Source organism: Klebsiella sp. JN_Kp122 (assembly GCF_040062085.1).
In the GTDB taxonomy this organism is placed as follows: domain Bacteria; phylum Pseudomonadota; class Gammaproteobacteria; order Enterobacterales; family Enterobacteriaceae; genus Klebsiella; species Klebsiella aerogenes.
In genome coordinates this window covers 65628-89938 of sequence record NZ_JBEAHW010000040.1, presented here as the reverse complement: position 1 = coordinate 89938, position 24311 = coordinate 65628, and the positions used below count along the sequence as shown (strand labels likewise).

Sequence of the window (24311 nt, the reverse complement as noted above, 5' to 3'; positions counted from 1 at the left end):
GATGCTAAGTATAGATAAGGCAGAGTTGCGCCGTTTTGATATACGTCGTCTCTCTACGTTTCTGAAAGTAATAACGTTCGTAATCCCGCCGCTTTATTTTCTATTTCTTGCCACTCCTGCTGCGGGTCAGATCCGCTGACAATACCGGCCCCGGCATACAGCCTCAGGGTGTCGTTTTCGACTTTTGCCGAACGCAGCGCCACGCAAAACTCGCTTTGCGCCAGTGAAAGATAACCTGCGGAGCCGGCATACCATTCGCGGGTGAAAGGCTCATGGCGGCGGATGAACGCCAGCGCCGCCTGGCGCGGCAGCCCCGCCACCGCCGCGGTAGGCTGCAGCTGCAGCAGACAGCGGCTGTCGTCGGGCTCAGCCAGTTCGCACCAGATACAGCGCCGGAGATGCTGCACCTTACGCAGGCGTACGACCTGCGGCGGCAGAACGTCAAGCGTCGGCGACTCGCCCTGCAAACGCTGGCAGATATCCTCCACCACCAGCATATTTTCCCGCTGGTTTTTATCGTCTTTCATTAGCCAATCGGCCAACTGCTGCGCCCGGGCGTCATCGTGATGATTAGCGACGGTGCCCGCCAGCGCTTCGGTGCGCAGCAGCGCGCCGCGTCGCCGCCACAGCCGTTCCGGCGTGGAGCCGAGAAACGCCTGCTGTGGGCTGAAGGCCATCAGGAAGTGAAAACAGTTAAGATTGCTGCGCCGACTGGCCGCCATAATGGCAAACGCCTGCAGCGGCGCGCTGAAGCGTAAATCCGTGACCCGCGCCAGCACAACCTTATCCATTTCGCCGGCGCCGATTGCCTGCGTCGCCTGCGTAATCAGCTCGCGCCACTGCGGGTATTCCGGCGCATGCTGCTCGCTTTGCAGCGGCGGAATCGATGCCGCCGTCGCCTGCTCGCTATTTAATGATTGGAGAAACGCCCGCGCGGCGGCCGCGTCGTCTTGCAGCGAGGTCACACTGTGTACCACCAGCCGTAAAGTCGCTTTGCCACCCAGGCGGCGCCACTCCAGCCGCGGCAGAAACAGATGACCCTGCTGCGGATCGAACGCATTCAGCCCGCTGATGCGCAGATCTTCCCGTCCCTGGGCGCATAAAAAATCATGCGCCGCGGACAAAGAGGCAAAGGTGGTTACTGCCCCCAGCGCCGCCAGCTCTTCATCGCCGTTACGCTGCTGCCAGTAGAATTGCGGCCAGCACGGCTGATGCGCGCACCACAGTAACGGGTCAAAGGCGTCGTTTAACGGGAATGGGATATCAAAAATTCGCGTGCCGGGTGACGGAGGGAAATCTTCAGCCAGGCAGCCCAGCAGGCTTTCCAGCGCGGTGGAAACAGACAGCACGCGAACCTCCACGAAATTAAAAACCCCACATTATAAAGGGTAGCTGCGATAAATAGCAGTACCCATCATGAGGGAGCGAACCTTAACAGGCCCGGCGAACGCCAGCCACCGGATTCGCTACAGGAGGAAAAGTATAGATAATTGATAGCGATACGCTATTACTATTTAGCTTCTTAATGAGTTGTGATGTCACGCGCCATACCGATATGGGCAATACCGTCCTCATCGTATACCTCCGTCACCGGCACAAAACCAAAGCTGGCATAAAATTTCTGCAAATGCGCCTGCGCCCCAAGATAAATCGCCTTCTGCGGCCAGTTCTGCCGGCAGCTGGCCAGCGCCTGCTCCATCAGCTGGTAGCCCAGCTTCTCGCCGCGCACGGACGGGCTGACGATAACCCGACCGATCACCACCGGTTCGAACTCCTCTTCGCTTTTGAGGATCCGCGCATAGGCCACCAGCTCTCCGTCGCGCCAGCCGAGCAGATGACGGTTCTCACCGACTAAATCATCGCCGTCGATATCCTGATAGACGCAGCGTTGTTCGACGACAAACACCGCGCTGCGCAGCTTCAGCAAGGCGTACAGTTGAGCAACGGTGAGCTCGCTGTGATGTAAATCCTGCCAGGTCATCATTTGTGACTCCTTATTGATATACTGATGCTTTACCACTCGCCTGAGGACACTGGACGATGGAATTAACATTTTTGGGGACATCTGCCGGCGTGCCGACCCGTACGCGTAATATGACGTCGATAATACTGAATTTGCAACAACCCACCAGCGCTGAAATGTGGTTGTTTGACTGCGGCGAAGGCACCCAGCATCAGTTTCTCCATACCCCTTACCACCCAGGCAAACTGAATAAAATTTTCATCACTCACCTGCACGGCGATCATCTGTTCGGCCTGCCCGGCCTGTTGTGCAGCCGCTCGATGCAGGGAAATTCGCTGCCGCTGACGGTTTACGGGCCAAAAGGGATTAAAGAATTTATCGAAACCGCGCTGCGCCTGAGCGGCTCATGGACCGATTATCCGCTCACTATCATCGAAGTCGGCCCCGGCCTGGTCTTCGACGAAGATGGCTATCGGGTCAGCGCGTACCCGCTCAGTCATCCGGTGGAGTGCTACGGCTACCGCATCGAACAGCATGACAAGCCCGGAACGCTCGATGCCGCCCAACTGATTGCCGATGGCGTGCGTCCGGGGCCGCTGTTCCATCAGCTCAAGCTCGGCCAGCGTGTTGAACTGGAAGATGGCCGGGTCATCGACGGTAGCCGCTACCTGGGGCCATCGACGCCGGGTAAAACGCTGGCCATTTTTGGCGATACCGCCCCCTGCCCGCAGGCGCTGGAGATGGCGCGCGGCGCGGATGTGATGGTCCACGAAACCACCCTTGAGCAGGCGATGGCGGAGAAAGCCAATAGCCGTGGCCACTCTTCCAGTCAGCAAACCGCGGCGCTTGCCAAAGAAGCGGGGGTCGGCACGCTAATCGCCACCCACTTTAGCTCGCGCTACGATGCCGAAGGCTGCCTGCGTATGCTGGCGGAATGTCGGGAGATTTTCGCCAATACGCTACTGGCGGAGGATTTTATGGTCTATCGGCTGGCGTAAACCGCAGGCATAAAAAAACCGCCGACAAGTCGGCGGTTTTTTATTTATAGCGCAGATTACATCAGCGGCGTCGCCAGCTGCACGATGCTAATCAGCGGCTGCGGCCACACGCCGAGCACCAGCACCAGCAGCGCGGAGATCAGCACTACGATACCGCCGGCGCTGTACTGCCAGTTTGACGGCGCATCGCGGTTCAGTTGCTCCGGGGCGCTCAGGTACAAGCTGACGGCAACGCGCAGATAATAGTAGAGACCAATCGCCGAACCAATCACCACCGCGGCAACCAGCCACCACAGGTGCGCATGCACACCGACGGCCAGCACGTAGAACTTACCGATAAAGCCGAGGGTCATCGGAATACCGGCCAGCGACAGCATCATCACCGTCATTACCGCCGACAGGATCGGACGGTGCCAGAACAGACCGCGGTAGGAGAACAGCGAGTCAGCATCCGGACCGCGGTACGGGCTGGACATCAGGCTGACCACGCCGAACGCGCCGAGACTGCTGAACAGATAACCGGCCAGGTAGACGCCAACGGCTTCCATCGACATTTCGCCGCTCTGCAGGGCGATTAACGCCACCAGCAGATAGCCGAGGTGTGAGATGGAAGAGTAACCGAGCAGACGCTTAATGTTGGTCTGGCTCAGCGCCATCAGGTTACCGAAGATGATAGAGGCGAAGGCGATCAGGCCCAGCACCACACGTACTGCTTCACTGTCGCCCACCGGCATGTACAGGAACAGACGCATCACCACGCCGAAGATGGCAATCTTGCTGGCGGTCGCCAGGAAGGTGGATACCGGCGCAGGCGCGCCCTGGTATACATCCGGCGTCCACAGGTGGAACGGCACCAGCGACAATTTAAAGCCAAGACCGACGATCATCAGACCGAGGCCCGCCAGCAGAAGCGGCTCGTGCAGCGCGTTGTCAGCCAGGCTCTTGCCCAGCGCGAGGAAGGACAGGTTACCGGAATTCGCATATACCAGCGCCATACCGAACAGCAGGAAAGACGAGGCTGCCGCGGAGAGGATGGTGTATTTGATGCTCGCTTCCAGCGAACGTTTCTGGCGGAAAGCGTAACCGACCAGGCCGAACAACGGCAGCGAAATCAATTCGATACCGAGGAACAGCGAGGCCAGGTGATTGGCGCCGGCCAGCAGAATGCCACCCAGCGCGGCGATCAGCACCAGCAGGTAGAACTCTTCTTTATTGTCCTTGTAACCCTCAAGCCATGGGTAGGCGAAAGTACAGGTCGCGAGGCTCGCCAACAGCACCAGCCCGGTATAGAGCATCGAGTAACCGTCAACGCGGATCAGCGGGGTGACGTCCATCGCCCCGTTCTGACCAACAAACCAGAGCGAGACCAGCGCGGCGTTTAGTCCGAGAACCGACAACGTGGCATTGAGAAAATGATTGCGTCGCCACGCAATGGAGAGCATCACAACCACCACCGTCAAGCCGACGATCAGCAGCGGTAGCAGTGCGATCAGTTGTTGTGGAGTTATTGTCATGGCGAATTACGGCCTTGTAGTAGAAACAGAATTAACAAACCACTGCTGAATGTTGCTCATCGCAGCATGCGAGGTGTCGAGAATCGGCTGCGGGAAGAAGCCCAACAGCACCAGCAGCAGCACCAGCAGCAGGATGATAGACAGTTCACGCAGGGACATCCCCGGCAGCTCTTTCGTCGCGATTTCGCTCTTCGCCTTACCGAAGTAGGCGCGATGCAGCATCGACAGCGAGTAAACGGAAGCGAATACCAGACCAAAGGTCGAGATAACGGTAATCACCGGCACCACTTTATAGCTGCCGAACAGAATCATAAATTCGCCGACAAAGTTACCGGTGCCCGGCATCCCCAGGGTGGCGACAGCGAAGAACATCGACATCGCCGGCAGCCATTTAATTTTGCTCCACAAGCCGCCCATCTGGCGCATATCGCGGGTGTGCAGACGTTCGTACAGCTGGCCGCACAGAATGAACAGACCCGCCGCGGACAGACCGTGGGCAATCATCTGAATCACCGCCCCTTGATAAGCCAGCTGGCTACCGGTGTAGATAGCAATCAGCACGAAGCCCATGTGGGAAACGGAGGTGTATGCAATCAGACGTTTGATATCGGTCTGGGCGAAGGCCATCCACGCGCCGTAGAAGATACCGATCACGCCCAGCCACATGGCGATTGGCGCAAACTCGGCGGAGGCGTTCGGGAACAACGGCAGCGCAAAGCGCAGCAGACCGTAGGCCGCGGTTTTCAGCAAGATGCCCGCGAGGTCGACGGAACCGGCCGTCGGCGCCTGGGAGTGGGCGTCCGGTAGCCAGCCGTGCAGCGGTACTACCGGCATTTTCACCGCGAAGGCGATGAAGAAGCCGAGCATTAGCATGTATTCCACGCCGTGCGACATCGGAGTTTTCAGCAGCTCTTCATAGTTGAAGGTCCACACGCCGGTGGCGTTGAAGTGGACGAATGCCAGCGCCAGAATGGCGATCAGCATCACCAGACCGCTCGCCTGGGTATAGATGAAGAACTTGGTGGCCGCCGTGATACGCGTTTTACCGTCAGAGGCTTTGTGCCCCCACAGCGCGATCAGGAAGTACATCGGCACCAACATCATTTCCCAGAAGAAGAAGAACAGGAACATGTCGATGGCGAGGAATACCCCGATGACGCCGCCCAGGATCCACATCAGGTTGAGGTGGAAGAAGCCCTGGTACTTTTCGATTTCGCGCCAGGAACAGAGCACCGCCAACACGCCGAGCAGGCCGGTCAGCACCACCATGAGCAGCGACAGACCGTCAATCGCCAGATGGATGCTAATGCCGAAACGTGGGATCCACGGCAGCACGAATTCCGACTGCCACTGCGGAATCCCCGCGGATTGCGTCAGAGAATAGCCGCCCTGCATCCACAGCTGCAGGCCAAGCACCAGCGTCAGTCCCATGGTAATCAGCGCGATCCAGCGCGGCAGTTTCACGCCAAAGCGTTCAGTCTGCCAGCACAGGAAGCCGCCAATAAAGGGGATTAATATTAGCCAGGGTAATAACATGGCGATTTTTATTCCTTGTTAAAGTCCCGTTCAGGACCGATTTTCAACGAATTCGACTACATTCACGTTTGAGGGCGGTTTGTTGTGTCGGGTGGCGATTCGCTTACCCGACCTACGGTTTCGTAGGCCCGGTAAGCGAAGCGCCACCGGGCAAAACCGCGCGCTCAAATCAACGCAGTACCATCAGCAGAGCCAGCACCACCACCGCGCCAATGCTCATTGAAGCCACATACCAGCGCAGATAGCCGTTCTCGCTCACCAGCAGACCTTTGCCTGCGAAGCGGGACAGAATCGCCGGGATATTCATCAACGAGTTCAGCGGATCGCTCTTCAGCAGCCAGGCAATGCCGAGGAATGGTTTGACGAACACTTTGTCGTATAACCAGTCGAAGCCCCAGGCATGGAACCACCAGGTGCCGAAGAAGCGGCCAGGCGCGCTGTTGGCGATGGAAGTCACCAGCGTACGTTTGCCCAGCCACAGCCATGCGGCGATCAGGATGCCGGCGATAGCGATAATCCCGGAGGTCATTTCCAGCGTCATCACGCTACCGTGAGCGAGCTCAGTGGTCTGCGGCAGAACGCCTTCCAGCGGCGGCACAATCAGCGCGCCAACGAAGGTGGACAGAATCAGCAGCACAATCAGCGGCAGATGGTGGGTAATCCCCTTCCCTGCATGCGCGTGAATTTGCTCTTTACCGTGGAACACGATGAAAATCATACGGAAGGTATACAGCGAGGTCATAAAGGCGCCGACCAGGCCCGCTACCATCAGATTGATATGACCGTTGGCCATCGCGCCAGCCAGAATCTCATCCTTACTGAAGAAGCCTGCGGTGATAAGCGGCAGAGCGGACAGCGCCGCGCCCCCCACCAGGAAGCAGACATAAACCAGCGGAATGGATTTGCGCAGGCCGCCCATCTTGAAGATGTTCTGTTCATGATGGCAGGCGAGGATCACCGAACCGGACGACAGGAACAGCAGCGCTTTAAAGAACGCGTGCGTCATCAGGTGGAAGATCGCTGCGTCCCATGCCTGCACGCCCAGCGCGAGGAACATGTAGCCAATCTGGCTCATGGTCGAGTAAGCCAGCACACGTTTGATGTCGGTCTGCACCAGCGCGGCGAAGCCCGCCAGCACCAGCGTGATTGCGCCAACGATACCGACCAGATGCAGCACTTCCGGCGTCATCAGGAACAGGCCGTGGGTACGGGCAATCAGGTACACGCCCGCGGTCACCATGGTAGCCGCGTGGATCAGCGCAGAGACCGGCGTTGGGCCCGCCATCGCATCGGCAAGCCACGTTTGCAGCGGCAACTGAGCGGATTTACCGACCGCGCCGCCGAGCAGCATCAGCGTCGCCCACTGCAGCGTGGTGCTGCCGTTTGCGAAGTGCTGCGGCGCCAGCTCAACCATTTCACGGAAGTTCAGGGTGCCCAATTCGTTATAAAGAATGAACAGCGCGAAGGCGAGGAACACGTCGCCGACGCGGGTGACCACGAACGCTTTCATCGCCGCGGCGTTGTTCTTCGGATCGGTGTAATAGAAGCCGATCAGCAGGTACGAACAGAGACCCACGCCTTCCCAACCCAGGTACATCAACAGCAGGTTATCGGCCAGCACCAGAACGACCATGCTGGCGATAAACAGGTTGGTGTAAGCGAAGAAGCGAGAGTAGCCCTCTTCGCCGCGCATGTACCAGGAGGCAAACATGTGGATCAGGAAGCCGACGCCGGTAACCACGGAAAGCATGGTCAGAGACAGGCCATCCAGCACCAGGTTGAAGCCGATGTTGAAATCACCGACCGACATCCAGTTCCACAGCGGTACGCTGACCGCCTGTTTACCGTTAGCGAAAAAGTCGACGCCGACGTACGCCGTCACCAGCGCCGCCAGGCCTACCGAGCCCATCCCAACGGTGGCGGAAAGATTTTCCGACCAGCGTCCGCGGGAGAAGGCCAGCAGCACAAAGCCAATCAATGGCAGAAGAATGGTTAAGGCAAGCATGTTCATCCACGCAACTCACTTACTGAATCGATGTTCAGGTTCTGGCGGCGACGATGGAGCTGCAGCAGCAGCGCCAGACCGATACTCGCTTCCGCAGCCGCGAGGCTGATGGCGAGGATATACATAATCTGACCATCAGTCTGGCCCCAGTAGCTTCCCGCGACCACGAATGCCAGCGCGGCGGCGTTAATCATGATTTCCAGGCTAATCAGCATAAATAGCAGATTGCGGCGGATCACAAGACCAGTCAGGCCGAGCACAAACAGGATGGCGGCGAGGATCAGTCCATGTGTTAAGGGGATCATGCGTGTTCCTCCGTTTTTCTTTTGTCGCTGTCGTTCACGCGGTTGCTCAGCACCTCACCGGCGCGCTCTTCGCGGCCAATGTGGAAGGCGACAACCAGGCCCGCCAGCAGCAGCATGGAGGCCAGCTCCACCGCCAGGACGTACGGCCCAAACAGCGCAATACCCACTTCTTTGGCGTTGATCGCCGCGCCGTCGATACCCTGGTCATTGATGCCCAGGATGGCGTAAACGATAACCACCAGCAGCACCGCGGAAAGGATGGCCGGGCCAATCCAGATCCCCGGCTGCAGCCATTTGCGTTCCTGTTCGATCTCGGTGCCGCCCAGGTTGAGCATCATCACCACGAACACGAACAGCACCATAATGGCCCCGGCGTAAACGATGATTTCCAGCGCACCGGCGAAGTAAGCGCCCAGCGAGAAAAACACCCCGGCAATCGCTAACAGCGAAATGATCAGGTACAGCAGCGCGTGCACCGGATTGGTGTGGGTGACGACCCGCAAGGTTGCGAGGATGGCTATCAGGCCACAGATATAAAAAGCGAATTCCATTGCCCCTCTCCTTACGGTAACAGGCTCTTGACGTCGATTGGCTTAGCTTCGTTTTCCGCTTCGCCCTTATCTTTGCCGTCGATTGCCATACCCGCCATCCGGTAGAAGTTATATTCCGGGTATTTGCCCGGACCGGAAATCAGCAGATCCTCTTTTTCGTACACCAGATCCTGACGTTTGTATTCGCCCAGTTCGAAGTCCGGGGTCAACTGAATCGCCGTGGTCGGGCACGCTTCTTCGCACAGGCCGCAGAAAATGCAGCGTGAGAAGTTGATGCGGAAGAACTCCGGGTACCAGCGGCCATCTTTGGTCTCTGCTTTCTGCAGAGAAATACAGCCAACCGGGCAGGCTACCGCACACAGGTTACAGGCAACGCAGCGCTCTTCACCGTCCGGATCGCGCGTCAGCACGATACGGCCACGATAGCGCGGCGGCAGATATACCGGCTCTTCCGGGTACATCTGAGTTTCACGTTTGGCGAAGGCGTGCATCCCGATCATGCAAATACTGCGGACCTGGGTGCCGAACCCTACCAATAATTCTTTTAAGGTCATGTTCAATTCACCCCTTATTGCGCCTGCCAGAGAATGACAGCCGCCGTTACCAACAAGTTGACCAGCGTTAACGGCAGGCATACCTTCCAGCCAAAGGACATTACCTGGTCATAACGCGGACGCGGTAATGATGCGCGGATCAAAATGAACATCATCATGAAGAACGCGGTTTTCAGCGCGAACCAGATGAAAGGCGGTAACCACGGGCCATTCCAGCCGCCGAAGAACAGCGTAACGATCAGCGCTGAAACGGTGACAATCCCGATGTATTCGCCGACGAAGAACAGACCGAATTTCATACCGGAATATTCAATGTGGTAACCATCGGCCAGTTCCTGTTCCGCTTCCGGCTGGTCGAACGGGTGACGGTGACACACAGCCACGCCGGCGATGGCGAAAGTGACGAAGCCAAAGAACTGCGGGATGACGTTCCACAGATGCGCCTGGTTGTTGACGATATCGGTCATGTTGAATGACCCCGCCTGCGCCACCACGCCCATCAGGGAGAGACCGAGGAACACTTCGTAGCTCAGCGTTTGCGCGGAAGCACGCATCGCCCCCAGCAGCGAGTATTTGTTGTTACTCGACCAACCGGCGAACAGGACCGCGTAAACCGCCAGGCCTGCCATCATCAGGAAGAACAGAATACCGATGTTCAGGTCGGCGACCACCCACGACGGGCTAACCGGCACGATAGCAAAAGCCAGCAGCAGCGAAGTAAAGGCGATAACCGGCGCCAGAGTAAAGATCACGCGATCGGAGAAGCGCGGGATCCAGTCCTCTTTGAAGAACATCTTGATCATGTCGGCGACCAGCTGCAGCGAACCGCCCCAGCCCACGCGGTTAGGTCCGTAGCGGTTCTGGAACAGGCCGAGCAGACGACGCTCGCCGAAGCTCATGAACGCGCCGCAGGTGACGACCACCAGCAGAATGACCACGGCCTTCAGGATGCTTAACAAAATGTCGATAAGATCCGGCGTTAACCAACTCATGCTTGCGCCTCCTGCAGTGAATCAATACGCGCCCCGGCCAGTACCGGCGCGATGCCCGGCATGCCCATCGGTAAGCCAACCTGTCCCGCGGCCAGCCCTTCAGAAATAACCAGCGGCAAACTCAGCGTCTGGCCTTCAACGCTGAAGGAAACCATCGCCCCGGCATTGACGCCAAGCTTTGCGGCATCCGCCGGGTTCAGCTTGATGTACGGCTCAGGCATCCGGCTCTGGAACACCGGAGAACGCTGCGACAGCTCATCGCTGCCAAACAGGTGGTAGTAAGGCGCGATACGCCATTTGCCCTCTTCCGCGTGGAAGCTGGCCGGAACCGCCGTGAAGTACTCCAGCCCGCTGGCGGAAGCTTCAATCAGACGCACGCCCGGATCGCCGTGGCGCAGTTTACCGCCCACTTCATCCTGGAATTTGTTCCATGCCTGCGGGGAGTTCCAGCCCGGCGCCCACGCAAACGGAATTTGCGAACGCGGCGCGGACGGCTGGTTGTTCCCTTCCATCGAGAAGGCGAACATGGTGTCTTTATCCTGCGGTTGGCGCGGTTCGTGCACGCTGATGTTGGCGCGCATCGCCGTGCGGCCGCTGTAGCGGTGCGGTTCACGCGCCAGCTTCTGACCGCGAATGCGGAAGGTCGCATCCGGCGCGGCATCTTTAATGCCCGCCAGCTGCGGCAGCGCCGCAATCGCCGCATCGATGACGTGGTCCAGCTGCGTCCAGTCAACCTGACGGTTGTTGACGGTGCTGTGCAGCGAATGCAGCCAGCGCCAGCTTTCCAGCATCACGGTTTTCGCGTCGTAGTAAGCCGGATCGTAAACCTGGAAGAAACGCTGGGCGCGGCCTTCGTTGTTCACCACGGTACCGTCGCTTTCAGCAAAGCTTGCCGCGGAGAGCACCAGGTGAGCTTTGTCCATAATCGCGGTGCGCTGATGATCAACCACCATCACCAGCGGCGCTTTCGCCAGCGCAGCGTCGACGCGCGCGGCGGAAGCATGACGGTGCAGGTCGTTTTCCAGCACGATAACCGCATCTGCGGCACCGCTTTCCAGTTCGTCCAGCGCCTCTTCAAGCGAGCCGCCGCCGATCATGCCCAGGCCAACGCTGTTCACCGCGCGGGCGACCATAGTCACGCCAACATCGGCGCCGCGGCCTTTCAACGCTTTCGCCACGTTGGCGGCAGCCTGAATGATTTCCATGCTGCCGGCGTTAGTGCCGGAGATAATCAGCGGTTTTTTCGCCCCGGCCAGCGCCTGAACGATCACATCAACTTTACCCTGCAGGTCATGGCTCAGGCCATCAACCGCCGGCGCGCTGTTGTCCAGCGCATGGGCGATAGCAAAGCCCAGACGCGCCTGATCTTCCACCGGCGCGCGATAGGTCCACGCCGCGATGTCATCGAGACGGGTGTCGTCGATATTAGTGACGAATAACGGATGCTTGGCGCGCTGTCCGATGTTGAGAATTGCCGCAATCTGCCAGTCGGCCACTTTCTGCGCCGCCGCCATTTCGCGTGCTTTCCCTTTCACCGCCTGGCGTACCGCCAGGGCAACGCGCGCGCCGGTCTGGGTAATGTCTTCGCCCAGCACCAGTACCGCATCGTAGGATTCGATATCGCGCAGCGTCGGGGTATGGATCCCACCTTCGCGCAGCACTTTGAGCATCATCTGCAGGCGCGCTTGTTCGCCTTTAGCGATGCCGGTATAGAAGTTTTCGCTACCGACCAGCTCACGCAGCGCGAAGTTACTTTCAATGCTGGCGCGCGGAGAACCGATACCAATGACTTTCTTCGACTGGCGCAGGATATCCGCCGCCCCCTGCATCGCCTGTTCGGCGTTGAGCGCGATCAGATCGTCGCCGCGGCGCTGAACCGGCTGACGCGGACGATCTTTGAGGTTTACGTAGCCATAGCCGAAACGACCGCGGTCGCAGAGGAAGTAGCGGTTCACGGTGCCGTTATAACGGTTTTCGATACGACGCAGCTCGCCATAGCGTTCGCCAGGGCTGATGTTACAGCCAATGGAACACTGCTGGCAGATGCTCGGCGCAAACTGCATGTCCCACTTACGGTTGTAACGCTCGGAGTGCGTTTTATCGGTGAAGACGCCGGTCGGGCAGACTTCAACCAGGTTACCGGAGAATTCGCTTTCCAGCGTGCCATCTTCCGGGCGGCCGAAGTAGACGTTGTCATGAGCGCCATAAACGCCCAGATCGGTGCCGTCGGCATAATCTTTATAGTAGCGAACGCAGCGGTAGCAGGCGATGCAGCGGTTCATTTCGTGAGAAATAAATGGCCCCAAATCCTGGTTGCGGTGGGTACGCTTGGTGAAACGATAGCGGCGGAAGCTATGGCCGGTCATGACCGTCATATCCTGCAGGTGGCAGTTGCCCCCCTCTTCGCAGACCGGGCAGTCGTGCGGGTGGTTGGTCATCAGCCACTCCACCACGCTTTCGCGGAACTGCTTCGCTTCGCCGTCGTCAATAGAAATAAAGGTGCCGTCAGATGCCGGAGTCATACAGGACATCACCAGGCGACCACGCGTGTCTTCCGCGTTCTGATATTGCTTCACCGCACACTGGCGGCAAGCACCGACGCTCCCTAGCGCCGGGTGCCAGCAAAAGTATGGAATATCAAGACCAAGAGAGAGACAAGCCTCTAGCAGGTTGTCCGCTCCGTTGACCTCGTATTCTTTGCCGTCTACATGAATCGTAGCCATTTGCGTGCTTCCAAAAATAAAAAACCTTTAGATTACCAGCGCGTCTTAAGCAGGTTCGGCTGAATACCGTTAATTGCATGGGTATTGCTGAACTGCTGCTTAATGCCAGCCTCGAATTCTTCGCGGAAATATTTGATAGCGCTCTGCAGCGGTTCAACCGCGCCCGGCGCGTGCGCGCAGAAGGTTTTACCCGGCCCGAGGAATCGACACAGTTGCTCAAGAGTTTCGATATCGCCAGGCTGGCCTTCGCCGCGCTCCAGGGCGCGCAGGATCTTCACGCTCCACGGCAGGCCGTCGCGGCAAGGCGTACACCAGCCGCAGGATTCGCGGGCAAAAAATTCTTCGAGGTTGCGCACCAGCGGAACCATGCCGATCTCGTGGTCGACGGCCATCGCCAGCGCGGTGCCCAGACGGCTACCTGCTTTACCAATGCTTTCAAACTCCATCGGCAAATCGAGGTGCGCTTCGGTCAGGAAGTCGGTACCGGCGCCGCCCGGCTGCCAGGCTTTAAACTTCAGGCCATCGCGCATGCCGCCGGCGTAATCTTCGAGGATCTCGCGCGCGGTGGTGCCGAACGGCAGTTCCCAGACGCCCGGATTCTTCACGCGCCCGGAGAAGCCCATCAGCTTGGTGCCGGCATCTTTGCTGGTTGAAATATTCTGGTACCACTCCACGCCGTTGGCGAGGATGGCAGGGACGTTGCACAGGGTTTCAACGTTGTTGACGCAGGTCGGTTTGCCCCATACGCCGGAGCTCGCCGGGAACGGCGGCTTGGAGCGCGGGTTAGCGCGACGGCCTTCCAGCGAGTTGATAAGCGCCGTCTCTTCACCGCAGATATAGCGCCCTGCCCCGGTGTGCACGAACAGCTCGAAGTCAAAACCGGTACCGAGGATGTTTTTCCCCAACAGGCCCGCTTCGGTAGCTTCGGCAATCGCACGACGCAGATGCTGCGCCGCTTCGATATATTCGCCGCGCAGGAAGATGTAACCACGGTAGGCCTTCAGCGCAAAGGCGGAGATCAGCATGCCTTCCACCAGCAGGTGCGGCAGCTGTTCCATCAGCAGACGGTCTTTATAGGTACCCGGTTCCATTTCATCGGCATTACACAGCAGGTAACGGATGTTCATGGACTCGTCTTTCGGCATCAGGCTCCACTTCAGACCGGTGGAAAAGCCCGCGCCGCCGCGCCCTTTCAGGCCGGCGTCTTTTACCGCATTGACGATTTCATCCGGCGCCATGCCGCTTAAGGCCTTGCGCGCCCCTTCATAACCGTTTTTGCTGCGATACTCGTCCAGCCACACCGGCTGCTTGTCATCGCGCAGACGCCAGGTTAATGGATGCGTTTCGGCAGTACGAATAATGGTTTTCATTTATACCGCTCCAGGAGGTCAGGAATCGCTTCCGGCGTCAGATAACTGTGCGTGTCGTCATCAATCATCATGGTCGGCCCCTTGTCGCAGTTGCCAAGGCAACAGGTCGGCAGCAGCGTGAAGCGGCCATCAAAGGTGGTTTGACCCGGTTTGATGTCCAGCTTTTTCTCGATAGCCGACTGGATCCCCTGGAAACCGGTGATATGGCACACCACGCTGTCGCAGTAGCGGATCACGTGACGGCCAACCGGCTGGCGGAAGATCTGGCTGTAGAATGTCGCCACGCCTTCGACGTCGCTTGCCGGGATCCCCAGCACATCGGCGATCGCGTAGATCGCGCCATCCGGCACCCAGCCGCGCTGTTTTTGAACAATTTTCAGCGCTTCGATGGACGCCGCACGCGGGTCTTCGTAGTGGTGCTTTTCGTGCTCAATAGCCTCACGCTCTGCCGCACTCAGCTCAAAAGCCTCGGTTTGTGGTTGTTGATTCTCGTGCATAATTAGCGGTCCACGTCTGACATAACAAAATCGATACTACCCAGATAGACGATAAGGTCGGATACCAGGCTGCCGCGGATCGCCGCCGGGATCTGCTGCAGGTGCGCATAGCTCGGGGTACGAATACGGGTACGGTAGCTCATGGTGCTGCCGTCGCTGGTCAGGTAGTAACTGTTAATCCCCTTCGTCGCTTCAACCATCTGGAAGGATTCGTTGGCCGGCATCACCGGGCCCCAGGAAACCTGCAGGAAGTGCGTAATCAGGGTCTCAATGTGCTGCAGCGTGCGCTCTTTCGGCGGCGGCGTAGTCAGCGGGTGATCCGCTTTGAACGGGCCTTCCGGCATATTATCGAGGCACTGCTGGAGAATGCGCAGGCTCTGGCGCAGCTCTTCCACTTTCAGCATCACGCGGGTGTAGCAGTCGGAAACGCCGCCGCCGGTCGGGATTTCAAAGTCGAAGTTTTCGTAGCCAGAATAAGGACGCCATTTACGCACGTCGAAGCCGATACCGGTCGCGCGCAGACCTGCGCCAGTGGTGCCCCACTCCAGCGCTTCTTTTGCGGTGTAGGCGGCAACGCCTTTGGAACGGCCAATCAGAATGGTGTTGCGCAGCGCGGCTTTCTCATAGGAATCCAGGCGCTTCGGCATCCACTCAAGGAATTCACGCAGCAGGCGATCCCAGCCGCGCGGCAGGTCGTGGGCGACGCCGCCGATGCGGAACCACGCCGGGTGCATACGGAAACCGGTGATCGCTTCGACCAGATCGTAGATTTTCTGACGATCGGTAAAGGCGAAGAAGACCGGGGTCATCGCGCCGACGTCCTGAATAAAGGTCGAGATATACAGCAGGTGGCTATTGATGCGGAACAGTTCGGACAGCATCACGCGGATCACGTTCACGCGATCCGGCACGGTGATCCCGGCCAGTTTTTCCACCGCCAGCACGTATGGCATCTCGTTGACGCAGCCGCCGAGGTATTCGATACGGTCGGTGTACGGGATGTAGCTGTGCCAGGACTGGCGTTCGCCCATTTTCTCCGCGCCGCGGTGGTGGTAGCCGATGTCCGGCACGCAGTCGACGATCTCTTCGCCATCCAACTGCAGAATAATACGGAATGCGCCGTGAGCGGACGGGTGGTTCGGGCCGAGGTTGAGGAACATAAAGTCCTCGTTTTCGGTGCCGCGCTTCATACCCCACTCTTCCGGCTTGAAGGTTAACGCTTCCATTTCCAGATCCTGCTTGGCTTTGGTCAGCTCAAACGGATCGAATTCGGTGGCGCGCGCCGGATAGTCTTTACGCAGCGGGTGGCCTTCCCAGGTCGGCGGCATCATGATGCGGCGCAGATTCGGGTGACCGTCGAAGGTCACGCCAAACATTTCCCAGGTTTCACGCTCATACCAGTTGGCGTTAGGGAACAGTTTGGTGAAGGTCGGCAGATGCAGATCGTTTTCAGACAACGCCACCTTGAGCATGATATCGCGGTTGCGGTCTACTGAGATCAGGTGGTAGAAAACGGAAAAATCCGCGGCTGGCAAGCCATCGCGGTGCGTACGTAAACGTTCGTCCATGCCGTGCAGGTCAAACAGCATCACGTAAGGTTTCGGCAATCTCTTCAGGAAATCACCCACCTCAAGCAGCTGTTCGCGCTTCACCCACACCACCGGAACGCCGGTACGGGTAGGCTGAACGGTAAAGGCATCCGGCCCAAAACGGTTGCGCAGTTCGCCGATCACCGGGTCATCAAGGTGATCGCGGGTTTGCCAGGCTGGTGCGGCGTCATGCGCGGTTAAATCAGTCATATTGTTCACCATTGCAAAAGGTCCGTGGTGACTGCCGGGCGAGGCTTCGCTGCTTTTGTAGATTGATTTGCGAAGTCTGGTTCCCGCCCGCAGGCGCAAGTTAAATCTCGTCCGGAGTCCGCAGATTGGTCACCGCAATTCGTTCGCCGCGTTTACGCTCGCGCTCGGATTGCATGTTGGCGCGATAGACGCCCTGATCGCCAACCACCCATGAGAGAGGACGGCGCTCTTTACCAATGGATTCCTGCAGCAGCATCAGCGCCTGCATATAAGCTTCCGGACGCGGCGGACAGCCCGGGATGTAAACATCCACCGGAATAAACTTGTCCACGCCCTGGACGACGGAGTAGATATCGTACATCCCGCCGGAGTTAGCGCATGCGCCCATAGAGATAACCCACTTCGGCTCCAGCATCTGATCGTACAGGCGCTGAATAACCGGGGCCATTTTGGTGAAGCAGGTACCGGCGACCACCATCAGGTCGGCCTGACGCGGAGAGGCACGCAGTACTTCCGCGCCAAAACGCGCAACGTCATGCACCGCAGTGAATGACGTCACCATTTCTACATAGCAGCAAGACAGGCCGAAGTTGTACGGCCAAATCGAGTTCTTACGGCCCCAGTTCACCATGTCATGCAGCGCGTGTTCGAGTTTCCCCATATACACGCTTTTATTGACTTCTTGCTCCAGGGGGTCAGTTACGATCTCCTGTTTTTGCAGGGGGTAACGGTCGTTCTCACCGTTAGGATCTATGCGGGTGAGCGTATAATCCATCTTATTGCCTCGCTTTTACTGCATATGACGGTTAGTGGGACTGTCTGTTTCCGGGTTAACCAGCGTGCGACGGGAACGCGCAGGCGTCCAGTCCAGTGCGCCGATGCGAACGAGGTAAACCAGACCAGCCAGTAGCACTAAAATGAAAATTGCGGCTTCCACAAAGCCAACCCAGCCGCTTTCGCGAATGGATGTTGACCATGCGTAGAGATACAGGGCTTCCACGTCGAAGATAACGAAGAACATGGCGACCAGATAAAACTTCGCAGAAAGACGTAAGCGGGCCGAACCAACGGAGTCGATCCCCGATTCAAACGGCGTGTTTTTGCTACGCGCGCGCGCGCGACCGCCGAGGTACCAGCCGCCGACGAGCATCAGGCAGCACAGACCGATAGCGATGATGAGAAATATAGCGAATGCCCAATGATGAGCGATGACTTCAGTGGATGTTGACATACGCATTGCTTAACCAAAAAAGTGTAGCGCCAAAACCCTCTGCTCTTGATGGCAGATGAACGCCACAGCGTTTCACGGGAGGAATAAAAAAATGACCTTGCAAAAAAGCGTCCCTGGTTGATGAGGAAGCCCAAATGCCGTGGCTTTTTACCCCTTTCTTTAACCTTTTGTCAACTTTAACAAAAGTTTTAACTACATTAATTTACATTGGAGTATTTTCATTAACATTAAATGCCCTTTGTTGCGTAATAACCTTGCATATCATTCGGATTTAGTGTTGTTGAATCGTGTCCGTTTTAGACGTAAATCAATTTCGCCAATCTATTTTGACAGGATTTGGCCGCGATTCCTCCCCCCAAGTAGGGGTATTTTCTTGATCTGTGACACGCTTTTGTTAATTACATCTGGAAAACGGCAACAATCCGTCCGGTTTTTTAACATTAGCAGGAAGTATTGAAACTGCAGCTAAAAACAGAGAAACAATGGTCGCTTTCAACCCAACTCATTGATTCATTTATCAATAAATTATTAAACTGCTTAAAATCCTTGTAAAATATAAAAAAAAAGAGCCACTGACCCCATTTTGTCGATCGGTGGCTCTTTTTTACACTTACATTTTGTTACCGGATTATTGTGATCGATATATGATAATTCGGCTTTATGAAACCAGAGAACTGTCTCCCCCTTCCGGGGTATATAGGGTTTCCGTGTTCCACGGATTATGGTCCTGGCTCAGCGACTGAAAAATCGCCTGCGCCAGTTCGTTTTCCCGCTGCGGATTGCAGCTCAGCACATAGTGGGTATCAGGCAAGCCCGGTAGGCCATCGCTTTTACCCGGAACGCGTAGCTCCGGACTCATCATTTCTACCGGACGCGCGGTGACGCCAAGGCCCGCTTTCACCGCCGCCTTCACCCCGGCTAAAGAACTGGCGGCATGCGCCAAATGCCAGGGAACCTGCGCAGCGTTCAGCGCGGAGATGATATCTTCGCGAAACGGCCCGGACTCTTCGAGCAGCACCAGCGGAACGGATTCACCCTGCGCCAGTACGTAATCCGCGGCGCAGTACCACAGCGTCGGCGAGATACGCAGCGTCAGGACGTCAAATTCGCCGGTTTGATGCGTCGTTAATGCCAGGTCGATCTCGCCGCTGCCCAACTTCGCGACGATATCGGCGTAATTCAGGACCTTTATTTCCAGCGTCAGTTTGGGATAGAAGCTGCCGATTCGGTTGAGCAGGTAAGGCAGGATGGTATCCGCCGTTTCATCGGAAGCGCCGATAGTTAGCGTCCCCTGCAGGCTGCCAAACATCAGCGACATGCAGGCCTCATCATTAAAGCGCAGTATTTTGCGCGCGTAGCTGAGCAGTTGGATCCCCTGCTCGGTCAGTAATTTATTGCGCCCATGACGGGCGAAAAGCTCTTTGCCTACCAGTTGCTCCAGGCGCTGCATCTGCTGACTGACGGCGGACTGGGTACGACATACCGCGGCAGCGGCCGCCGCGAAGGTGCTCAGATCGGCGACGGCGACGAAGGTCCGCAGCAGATCGAGATCGAGATTCAGTATCGGACGATTTGCATTTATCATATTTCTTCACTTACAGGCGCTAATGCTGGCCTGCCTTGTTGATGCTGTATCCAGGTTTCCGGCTATTCCATGAGCCTCGTGCCGAGCGGACAAATTCCGCGGAGGACAACTGGAAGAACGTCATTGCATGTGAAAGCACTCGTTCGCGACAAATGTGCGAAAAATTTGAGTAATATTTTGTTCGTAGCTCTACGCATTTTTAATTACTGAGACTTCGGTTATGTGATGAATCTCAAACAAAGTCTGCAATAACAGATGTCGTTACGCCAGGAAGCCCGACACGCATAACAACGCCTGCTGAACACAAACAAAAAAGCCTGCAATAACAATATATTAATAAAATCACGCCGTTAAACAGAGGTTTACACGTCGATATTAACTGTCTTATCCTAACCGAAAACCACAATATTTATAAGCGCTAATCAGTATTATCTAAGGTAATTTTAAACTTTTTTGCAGCACTATAATTAAATTAACAAAAGCCGAAATAATCCATGCAATCAAATATACCTGATTCATTCATTGGCATGTTTTATTAAAAAAAATTAACATAGTTGCTACAGTCGCCATCGCCCTCTTTTTATTAGCATAGTGTCTTTTAGCGGTTAAAATTCCGGCAAACCGCTTTTTCCTTCAGCAACAAACCGGATAAACATCCATGTAATCACCTAATACGCGCAACATAAAACCATTCAAAAACCCATACCAGGCACATTATATAAAGAATAACACCATTACACAGATAAATTCATTACTCTAAAAAAATACCATTAGCAAAATCTTCTCCTGTTAACCCTTCAAAACAGCGGGGATGCGGAGTACATTGTTCCGTGCTGACTTCCACGGCAGGGAGTGGCGATAACAGCTAAAAGGTCAAAGGTTCATGTCCCCTATCGAAAAATCCAGCAAGTTAGAGAATGTCTGTTACGACATCCGCGGTCCGGTTCTCAAAGAAGCAAAACGCCTTGAAGAAGAAGGCAACAAAGTACTCAAGCTGAATATCGGCAACCCGGCGCCGTTCGGCTTCGATGCGCCTGACGAAATTCTCGTCGACGTTATCCGCAATCTGCCGACCGCCCAGGGCTACAGCGACTCAAAAGGTCTCTATTCCGCCCGTAAAGCGATTATGCAGCACTACCAGGCGCGCGGGATGCGCGATGTTACCGTGGAAGATATCTATATCGGTAACGGCGTTTCCGAGCTGATCGTCCAGGCCATGCAGGCGCTGCTCAACAGCGGCGACGAAATGCTGGTTCCGGCTCCGGACTACCCGCTGTGGACCGCTGCGGTCTCCCTTTCCAGCGGCAAAGCGGTGCACTATCTGTGCGACGAATCCTCAGACTGGTTCCCGGACCTCGACGATATCCGCGCCAAAATTACGCCACGCACCCGTGGGATCGTCATCATTAACCCGAATAACCCGACGGGCGCCGTTTATTCCAAAGAGCTGTTGCAGGAGATCGTCGAGATCGCCCGTCAGCACAACCTGATTATTTTCGCCGACGAAATCTACGACAAGATCCTGTACGACGATGCCGAACACCATTCGATCGCCGCGCTGGCGCCGGATATGCTGACCGTCACCTTTAACGGACTGTCGAAGACCTATCGTGTCGCCGGTTTCCGCCAGGGCTGGATGGTGCTGAACGGGCCGAAAAAGCACGCCAAAGGCTATATCGAAGGGCTGGAAATGCTGGCCTCGATGCGCCTGTGCGCCAACGTCCCGGCGCAACACGCAATCCAAACCGCGCTGGGCGGCTATCAGAGCATTAGCGAATTTATCATTCCGGGCGGGCGTTTGTATGAGCAACGCAACCGCGCCTGGGAGTTAATCAACGAGATCCCGGGCGTTTCCTGCGTCAAGCCGAAAGGCGCGCTGTACATGTTCCCGAAAATCGACGCCAAACGCTTTAATATCCACGATGACCAGAAAATGGTGCTCGATTTCCTGCTGCAGGAGAAAGTGCTGCTGGTTCAGGGCACCGCCTTTAACTGGCCGTGGCCGGATCACGTGCGTATCGTCACCCTGCCGCGTGAAGATGACCTGGAAATGGCGATTTCTCGCTTTGGCCGTTTCCTCTCCGGCTATCATCAGCTTTAATCGCGCCGCCGCCGGTATTTGCATCCGGCGGCGATCCCTGCGCACAATGGAACCTGATGTTGTCACCGCTTAAGGGTTCCTATGAGTCAGAGTCATTTCTTTGCCCACCTCTCCCGCCTGAAACTAATTAACCGCTGGCCTTTGATGCGCAACGTGCGTACCGAAAACGTCTCCGAGCACAGTTTGCAGGTGGCGATGGTCGCCCATGCGCTGGCGGCAATTAAGAACCGCAAGTTTGGCGGCCAGGTCAACGCCGAACGTATTGCCCTGCTGGCGATGTATCACGATGCCTCCGAGGTCCTCACCGGCGATCTGCCCACACCGGTGAAATACTTCAATTCGCAGATTGCCCAGGAATATAAGGCGATTGAGAAAATCGCTCAGCAAAAACTGGTCGATATGGTTCCCGATGAGCTGCGCGATATCTTTGAGCCCCTGATTGATGAGCACCATTACAGTGAAGAAGAGCAGTCGATTGTGAAGCAGGCCGACGCTCTTTGCGCCTATCTGAAATGTCTTGAAGAGCTTTCCGCCGGCAATAACGAATTCCTGCTGGCTAAAGGTCGGCTGGAAAAAACGCTGGAGTCGCGCCGTAGCCCGGAGATGGATTACTTTATGCAAGTATTTGTCCCGAGCTTCCAGCTGTCGCTCGATGAAATCAGCCAGGATTCACCGCTTTAATTTTCAGGCCGGGCATCCCCTGCCCGGCCTGAATGAATTAAAACGGAAAGAGTACCGGGATCAGCAGCACGCAGACCACCATCACCAGTACGGTGAAGGGCACACCGATTTTGACAAAATCACTGAACGAATATTTACCGGGTCCGAGCACCAGCGTGTTAACCGGTGAAGAGACCGGGGTCATGAAAGCCGCCGAAGCCGCCATCGCCACCACCATGGCGAAGGGATACGGCGATACCCCCATCGATTTCGCCGCCGCCAGCGCAATCGGCGCCATCAGCACCGCCGTCGCGGTGTTAGAGATAAACAGACCAATCGCCGCGCACATCACAAACAGACAACCCAGCATCAAGTAGGGGCCTTTGCTCCCGGCGACGTCCATTAACCCCTGCACCACCAAATCCACGCCGCCGGTTTTCTGCAATGCCAGGGCAAACGGCATCATCCCCACAATCAAAATGATGCTCGGCCAGTGAATCGCCTTATAGGCGCTCTCGGCGTTGATGCAGCGAAACTTGCCCATCAATAGGCAGGCGATGATGGCAGCGATAGGGTTGGGGATTTCATCGGTAAGCATCAGCGCTACCATCAACACCAGGCAGAATATGGCGTGCGGCGCCTGACTGTGCGCTGGCGAAGCATCATTGACCTCTACCGGCATATTCAGCACCACAAAATCGCGGCCACGTTTCGCCAGCATGGCTATCTGCCGCCAGTTGCCGACCACCAGCATAATATCGCCTAACTGGAGAGGTTCATCGACTACCGCGCCGTCGAGCGCTTTGCCATCGCGCTTCAGACCAACGATATTCAGACCAAAACGGGTACGAAAGGCCATCTCGCGCACCGTTTTACCGATAAGCTCTGAATCAGGGATTAACGAGACTTCAGCCATGCCGACGTCCAGCGCCTGATCGGCAAAGTATTCGCCACGCAGCACCATCGGCTCAAGCATCTGTTCGCCGCAAAACTGCCGCAGATCGACGTCGGAGGCTGACATATCGATCAGCAACACGTCACGGGCGCGAAACTCCGATACCCCGTTAACGTTGACAATCACCCGGCGAAAACGCCGCCAGCGTTCGACGCCGATAACGTTGGCGCAGTAGCGTTCACGCAGCTTTAAATCATCAAGCCGCTGGCCGATCATCGGCGAGCCCGGACGAATCGCCAGCCGGCGCGCCCTGCCGGTAAGGCGGTACTCTTTGATTAAATCACGAAAGGTGCTTTTCTTGCGCACATCGCGAGCGGCGCTGTCATCTTCGCTCTTCAGCATAAAGCGCATCACCAGCATATAGACGATACCCAACACCAGCACCACCAGGCCAATCGGGGTCACGCTGAAGAAGCTGAATCCATGCAACCCTTCGCGCAGCAGTTCACTGTTGACCACCAGGTTCGGCGGCGTCGCCACCAGGGTCATCATGCCGCTAATCAGCCCGGCGAAGCTCAGCGGCATCATCAGCCGCGATGGCGAGGTATTCATACGCAGCGAAACGCTGAGCACCACCGGAATAAATATCGCCACGACGCCGGTGGAGCTCATAAACGCGCCCAGCCCGGCAACGGTGAGCATCAGGTAGACCAGCATTTTGGTTTCGCTATTACCGGCAACCTTGACCAACCAGGAGCCCATTTTAGTCGCCACGCCGGTGCGCACCAGGCCATCGCCAATGATAAATAACGCAGCAATGAGAATGACGTTCGGATCGCTAAAGCCGGAGAAGGCTTCGCTGAGGGTTAACGTACCGCTAAGCACAAACGCCACAATGATCATCAGCGCGATGGCATCCATGCGCACCTTGCCGGTTGCAAACAAGACAACCGCGATGGCCAGTAGCGATAACACCCAAATCAATTCACCGTTCACAACTTATCCTTGTCTGAAGAGGGAGCCGAAATTGTG

General features: G+C 56.6%; 20 protein-coding genes. 3 read left to right on the top strand and 17 right to left on the bottom strand.

The window, feature by feature from the left end:
- Positions 1-53 precede the first annotated feature (53 nt).
- Both menF and ABLU78_RS16450 read right to left on the bottom strand, forming a co-directional pair.
- The gene (gene menF, locus ABLU78_RS16455; protein WP_048229149.1) at positions 54-1349 is read right to left on the bottom strand and encodes an isochorismate synthase MenF; all 1296 of its coding nucleotides are present in this window, start codon (positions 1347-1349) and stop codon (positions 54-56) included.
- Between the two features lie 173 nt (positions 1350-1522).
- Positions 1523-1984: a GNAT family N-acetyltransferase gene (locus tag ABLU78_RS16450; protein ID WP_015365596.1), complete on the bottom strand. Its 462-nt coding sequence runs from the start codon at positions 1982-1984 to the stop codon at positions 1523-1525.
- 56 nt (positions 1985-2040) lie between these two features.
- Here ABLU78_RS16450 and rnz point away from each other — a divergent pair, with 56 nt between their 5' ends.
- A complete protein-coding gene (gene rnz / locus ABLU78_RS16445; protein ID WP_015706158.1) occupies positions 2041-2961 on the top strand; it encodes a ribonuclease Z in 921 nt (306 codons plus the stop codon).
- A 56-nt stretch (positions 2962-3017) separates the two neighbouring features.
- Here the strand turns inward: rnz and nuoN are convergent, their stop codons facing one another.
- From nuoN to ABLU78_RS16375, 14 genes are all read right to left on the bottom strand, one after another.
- Positions 3018-4475 carry an NADH-quinone oxidoreductase subunit NuoN gene (gene nuoN / locus ABLU78_RS16440; protein WP_015365594.1) on the bottom strand — a complete coding sequence of 486 codons (1458 nt, stop codon included), beginning with the start codon at positions 4473-4475 and terminating at the stop codon, positions 3018-3020.
- 6 nt (positions 4476-4481) lie between these two features.
- Positions 4482-6011, bottom strand: coding sequence for an NADH-quinone oxidoreductase subunit M (nuoM, locus tag ABLU78_RS16435; protein WP_048229152.1), 1530 nt, complete (start codon positions 6009-6011; stop codon positions 4482-4484).
- A gap of 169 nt (positions 6012-6180) precedes the next feature.
- A complete protein-coding gene (gene nuoL / locus ABLU78_RS16430; protein ID WP_015706160.1) occupies positions 6181-8022 on the bottom strand; it encodes an NADH-quinone oxidoreductase subunit L in 1842 nt (613 codons plus the stop codon).
- Complete coding sequence (gene nuoK / locus ABLU78_RS16425) at positions 8019-8321, bottom strand: NADH-quinone oxidoreductase subunit NuoK (protein ID WP_004865088.1); 303 nt, start codon at positions 8319-8321, stop codon at positions 8019-8021. Before nuoK ends, nuoL begins: the two co-directional genes overlap by 4 nt.
- Positions 8318-8872, bottom strand: a complete 555-nt coding sequence (gene nuoJ / locus ABLU78_RS16420; RefSeq protein WP_015365591.1) for an NADH-quinone oxidoreductase subunit J — start codon at positions 8870-8872, stop codon at positions 8318-8320. Before nuoJ ends, nuoK begins: the two co-directional genes overlap by 4 nt.
- An 11-nt stretch (positions 8873-8883) precedes the next feature.
- Complete coding sequence (gene nuoI, locus ABLU78_RS16415; RefSeq protein WP_015365590.1) at positions 8884-9426, bottom strand: NADH-quinone oxidoreductase subunit NuoI; 543 nt, start codon at positions 9424-9426, stop codon at positions 8884-8886.
- A 14-nt stretch (positions 9427-9440) separates the two neighbouring features.
- The gene (nuoH, locus tag ABLU78_RS16410; protein WP_015365589.1) at positions 9441-10418 is read right to left on the bottom strand and encodes an NADH-quinone oxidoreductase subunit NuoH; all 978 of its coding nucleotides are present in this window, start codon (positions 10416-10418) and stop codon (positions 9441-9443) included.
- Complete coding sequence (gene nuoG / locus ABLU78_RS16405) at positions 10415-13141, bottom strand: NADH-quinone oxidoreductase subunit NuoG (RefSeq protein WP_015706161.1); 2727 nt, start codon at positions 13139-13141, stop codon at positions 10415-10417. The genes nuoH and nuoG overlap by 4 nt, the downstream gene beginning before the upstream one ends.
- Positions 13142-13173: 32 nt before the next feature.
- The gene (nuoF, locus tag ABLU78_RS16400) at positions 13174-14511 is read right to left on the bottom strand and encodes an NADH-quinone oxidoreductase subunit NuoF (RefSeq protein ID WP_015365587.1); all 1338 of its coding nucleotides are present in this window, start codon (positions 14509-14511) and stop codon (positions 13174-13176) included.
- On the bottom strand, positions 14508-15008 hold the full coding sequence (gene nuoE / locus ABLU78_RS16395) for an NADH-quinone oxidoreductase subunit NuoE (protein WP_015365586.1): 501 nt from the start codon (positions 15006-15008) through the stop codon (positions 14508-14510). Before nuoE ends, nuoF begins: the two co-directional genes overlap by 4 nt.
- A 2-nt stretch (positions 15009-15010) precedes the next feature.
- Positions 15011-16819 (bottom strand): NADH-quinone oxidoreductase subunit C/D, encoded by a 1809-nt coding sequence (gene nuoC, locus ABLU78_RS16390; protein ID WP_015365585.1) that lies wholly within the window; start codon positions 16817-16819, stop codon positions 15011-15013.
- Positions 16820-16907: 88 nt separating this feature from the next.
- Positions 16908-17582 carry an NADH-quinone oxidoreductase subunit NuoB gene (gene nuoB, locus ABLU78_RS16385; protein WP_002913178.1) on the bottom strand — a complete coding sequence of 225 codons (675 nt, stop codon included), beginning with the start codon at positions 17580-17582 and terminating at the stop codon, positions 16908-16910.
- Between the two features lie 15 nt (positions 17583-17597).
- On the bottom strand, positions 17598-18044 hold the full coding sequence (nuoA, locus tag ABLU78_RS16380; RefSeq protein WP_002913181.1) for an NADH-quinone oxidoreductase subunit NuoA: 447 nt from the start codon (positions 18042-18044) through the stop codon (positions 17598-17600).
- Between the two features lie 652 nt (positions 18045-18696).
- Positions 18697-19623: a LysR family transcriptional regulator gene (locus ABLU78_RS16375; protein WP_048229154.1), complete on the bottom strand. Its 927-nt coding sequence runs from the start codon at positions 19621-19623 to the stop codon at positions 18697-18699.
- Positions 19624-20506: 883 nt separating this feature from the next.
- Here ABLU78_RS16375 and alaA point away from each other — a divergent pair.
- Together alaA and yfbR are read left to right on the top strand one after the other, a co-directional pair.
- A complete protein-coding gene (gene alaA / locus ABLU78_RS16370; RefSeq protein ID WP_015365583.1) occupies positions 20507-21724 on the top strand; it encodes an alanine transaminase AlaA in 1218 nt (405 codons plus the stop codon).
- A gap of 81 nt (positions 21725-21805) precedes the next feature.
- On the top strand, positions 21806-22405 hold the full coding sequence (gene yfbR / locus ABLU78_RS16365; RefSeq protein ID WP_032712094.1) for a 5'-deoxynucleotidase: 600 nt from the start codon (positions 21806-21808) through the stop codon (positions 22403-22405).
- 37 nt (positions 22406-22442) lie between these two features.
- On the opposite strand, the gene ABLU78_RS16360 is transcribed toward yfbR, so the two are convergent.
- Entirely contained in the window at positions 22443-24275 is a 1833-nt protein-coding gene (locus ABLU78_RS16360) for an SLC13 family permease (RefSeq protein ID WP_015365581.1), read from the bottom strand.
- Between the last annotated feature and the right edge of the window lie 36 nt (positions 24276-24311).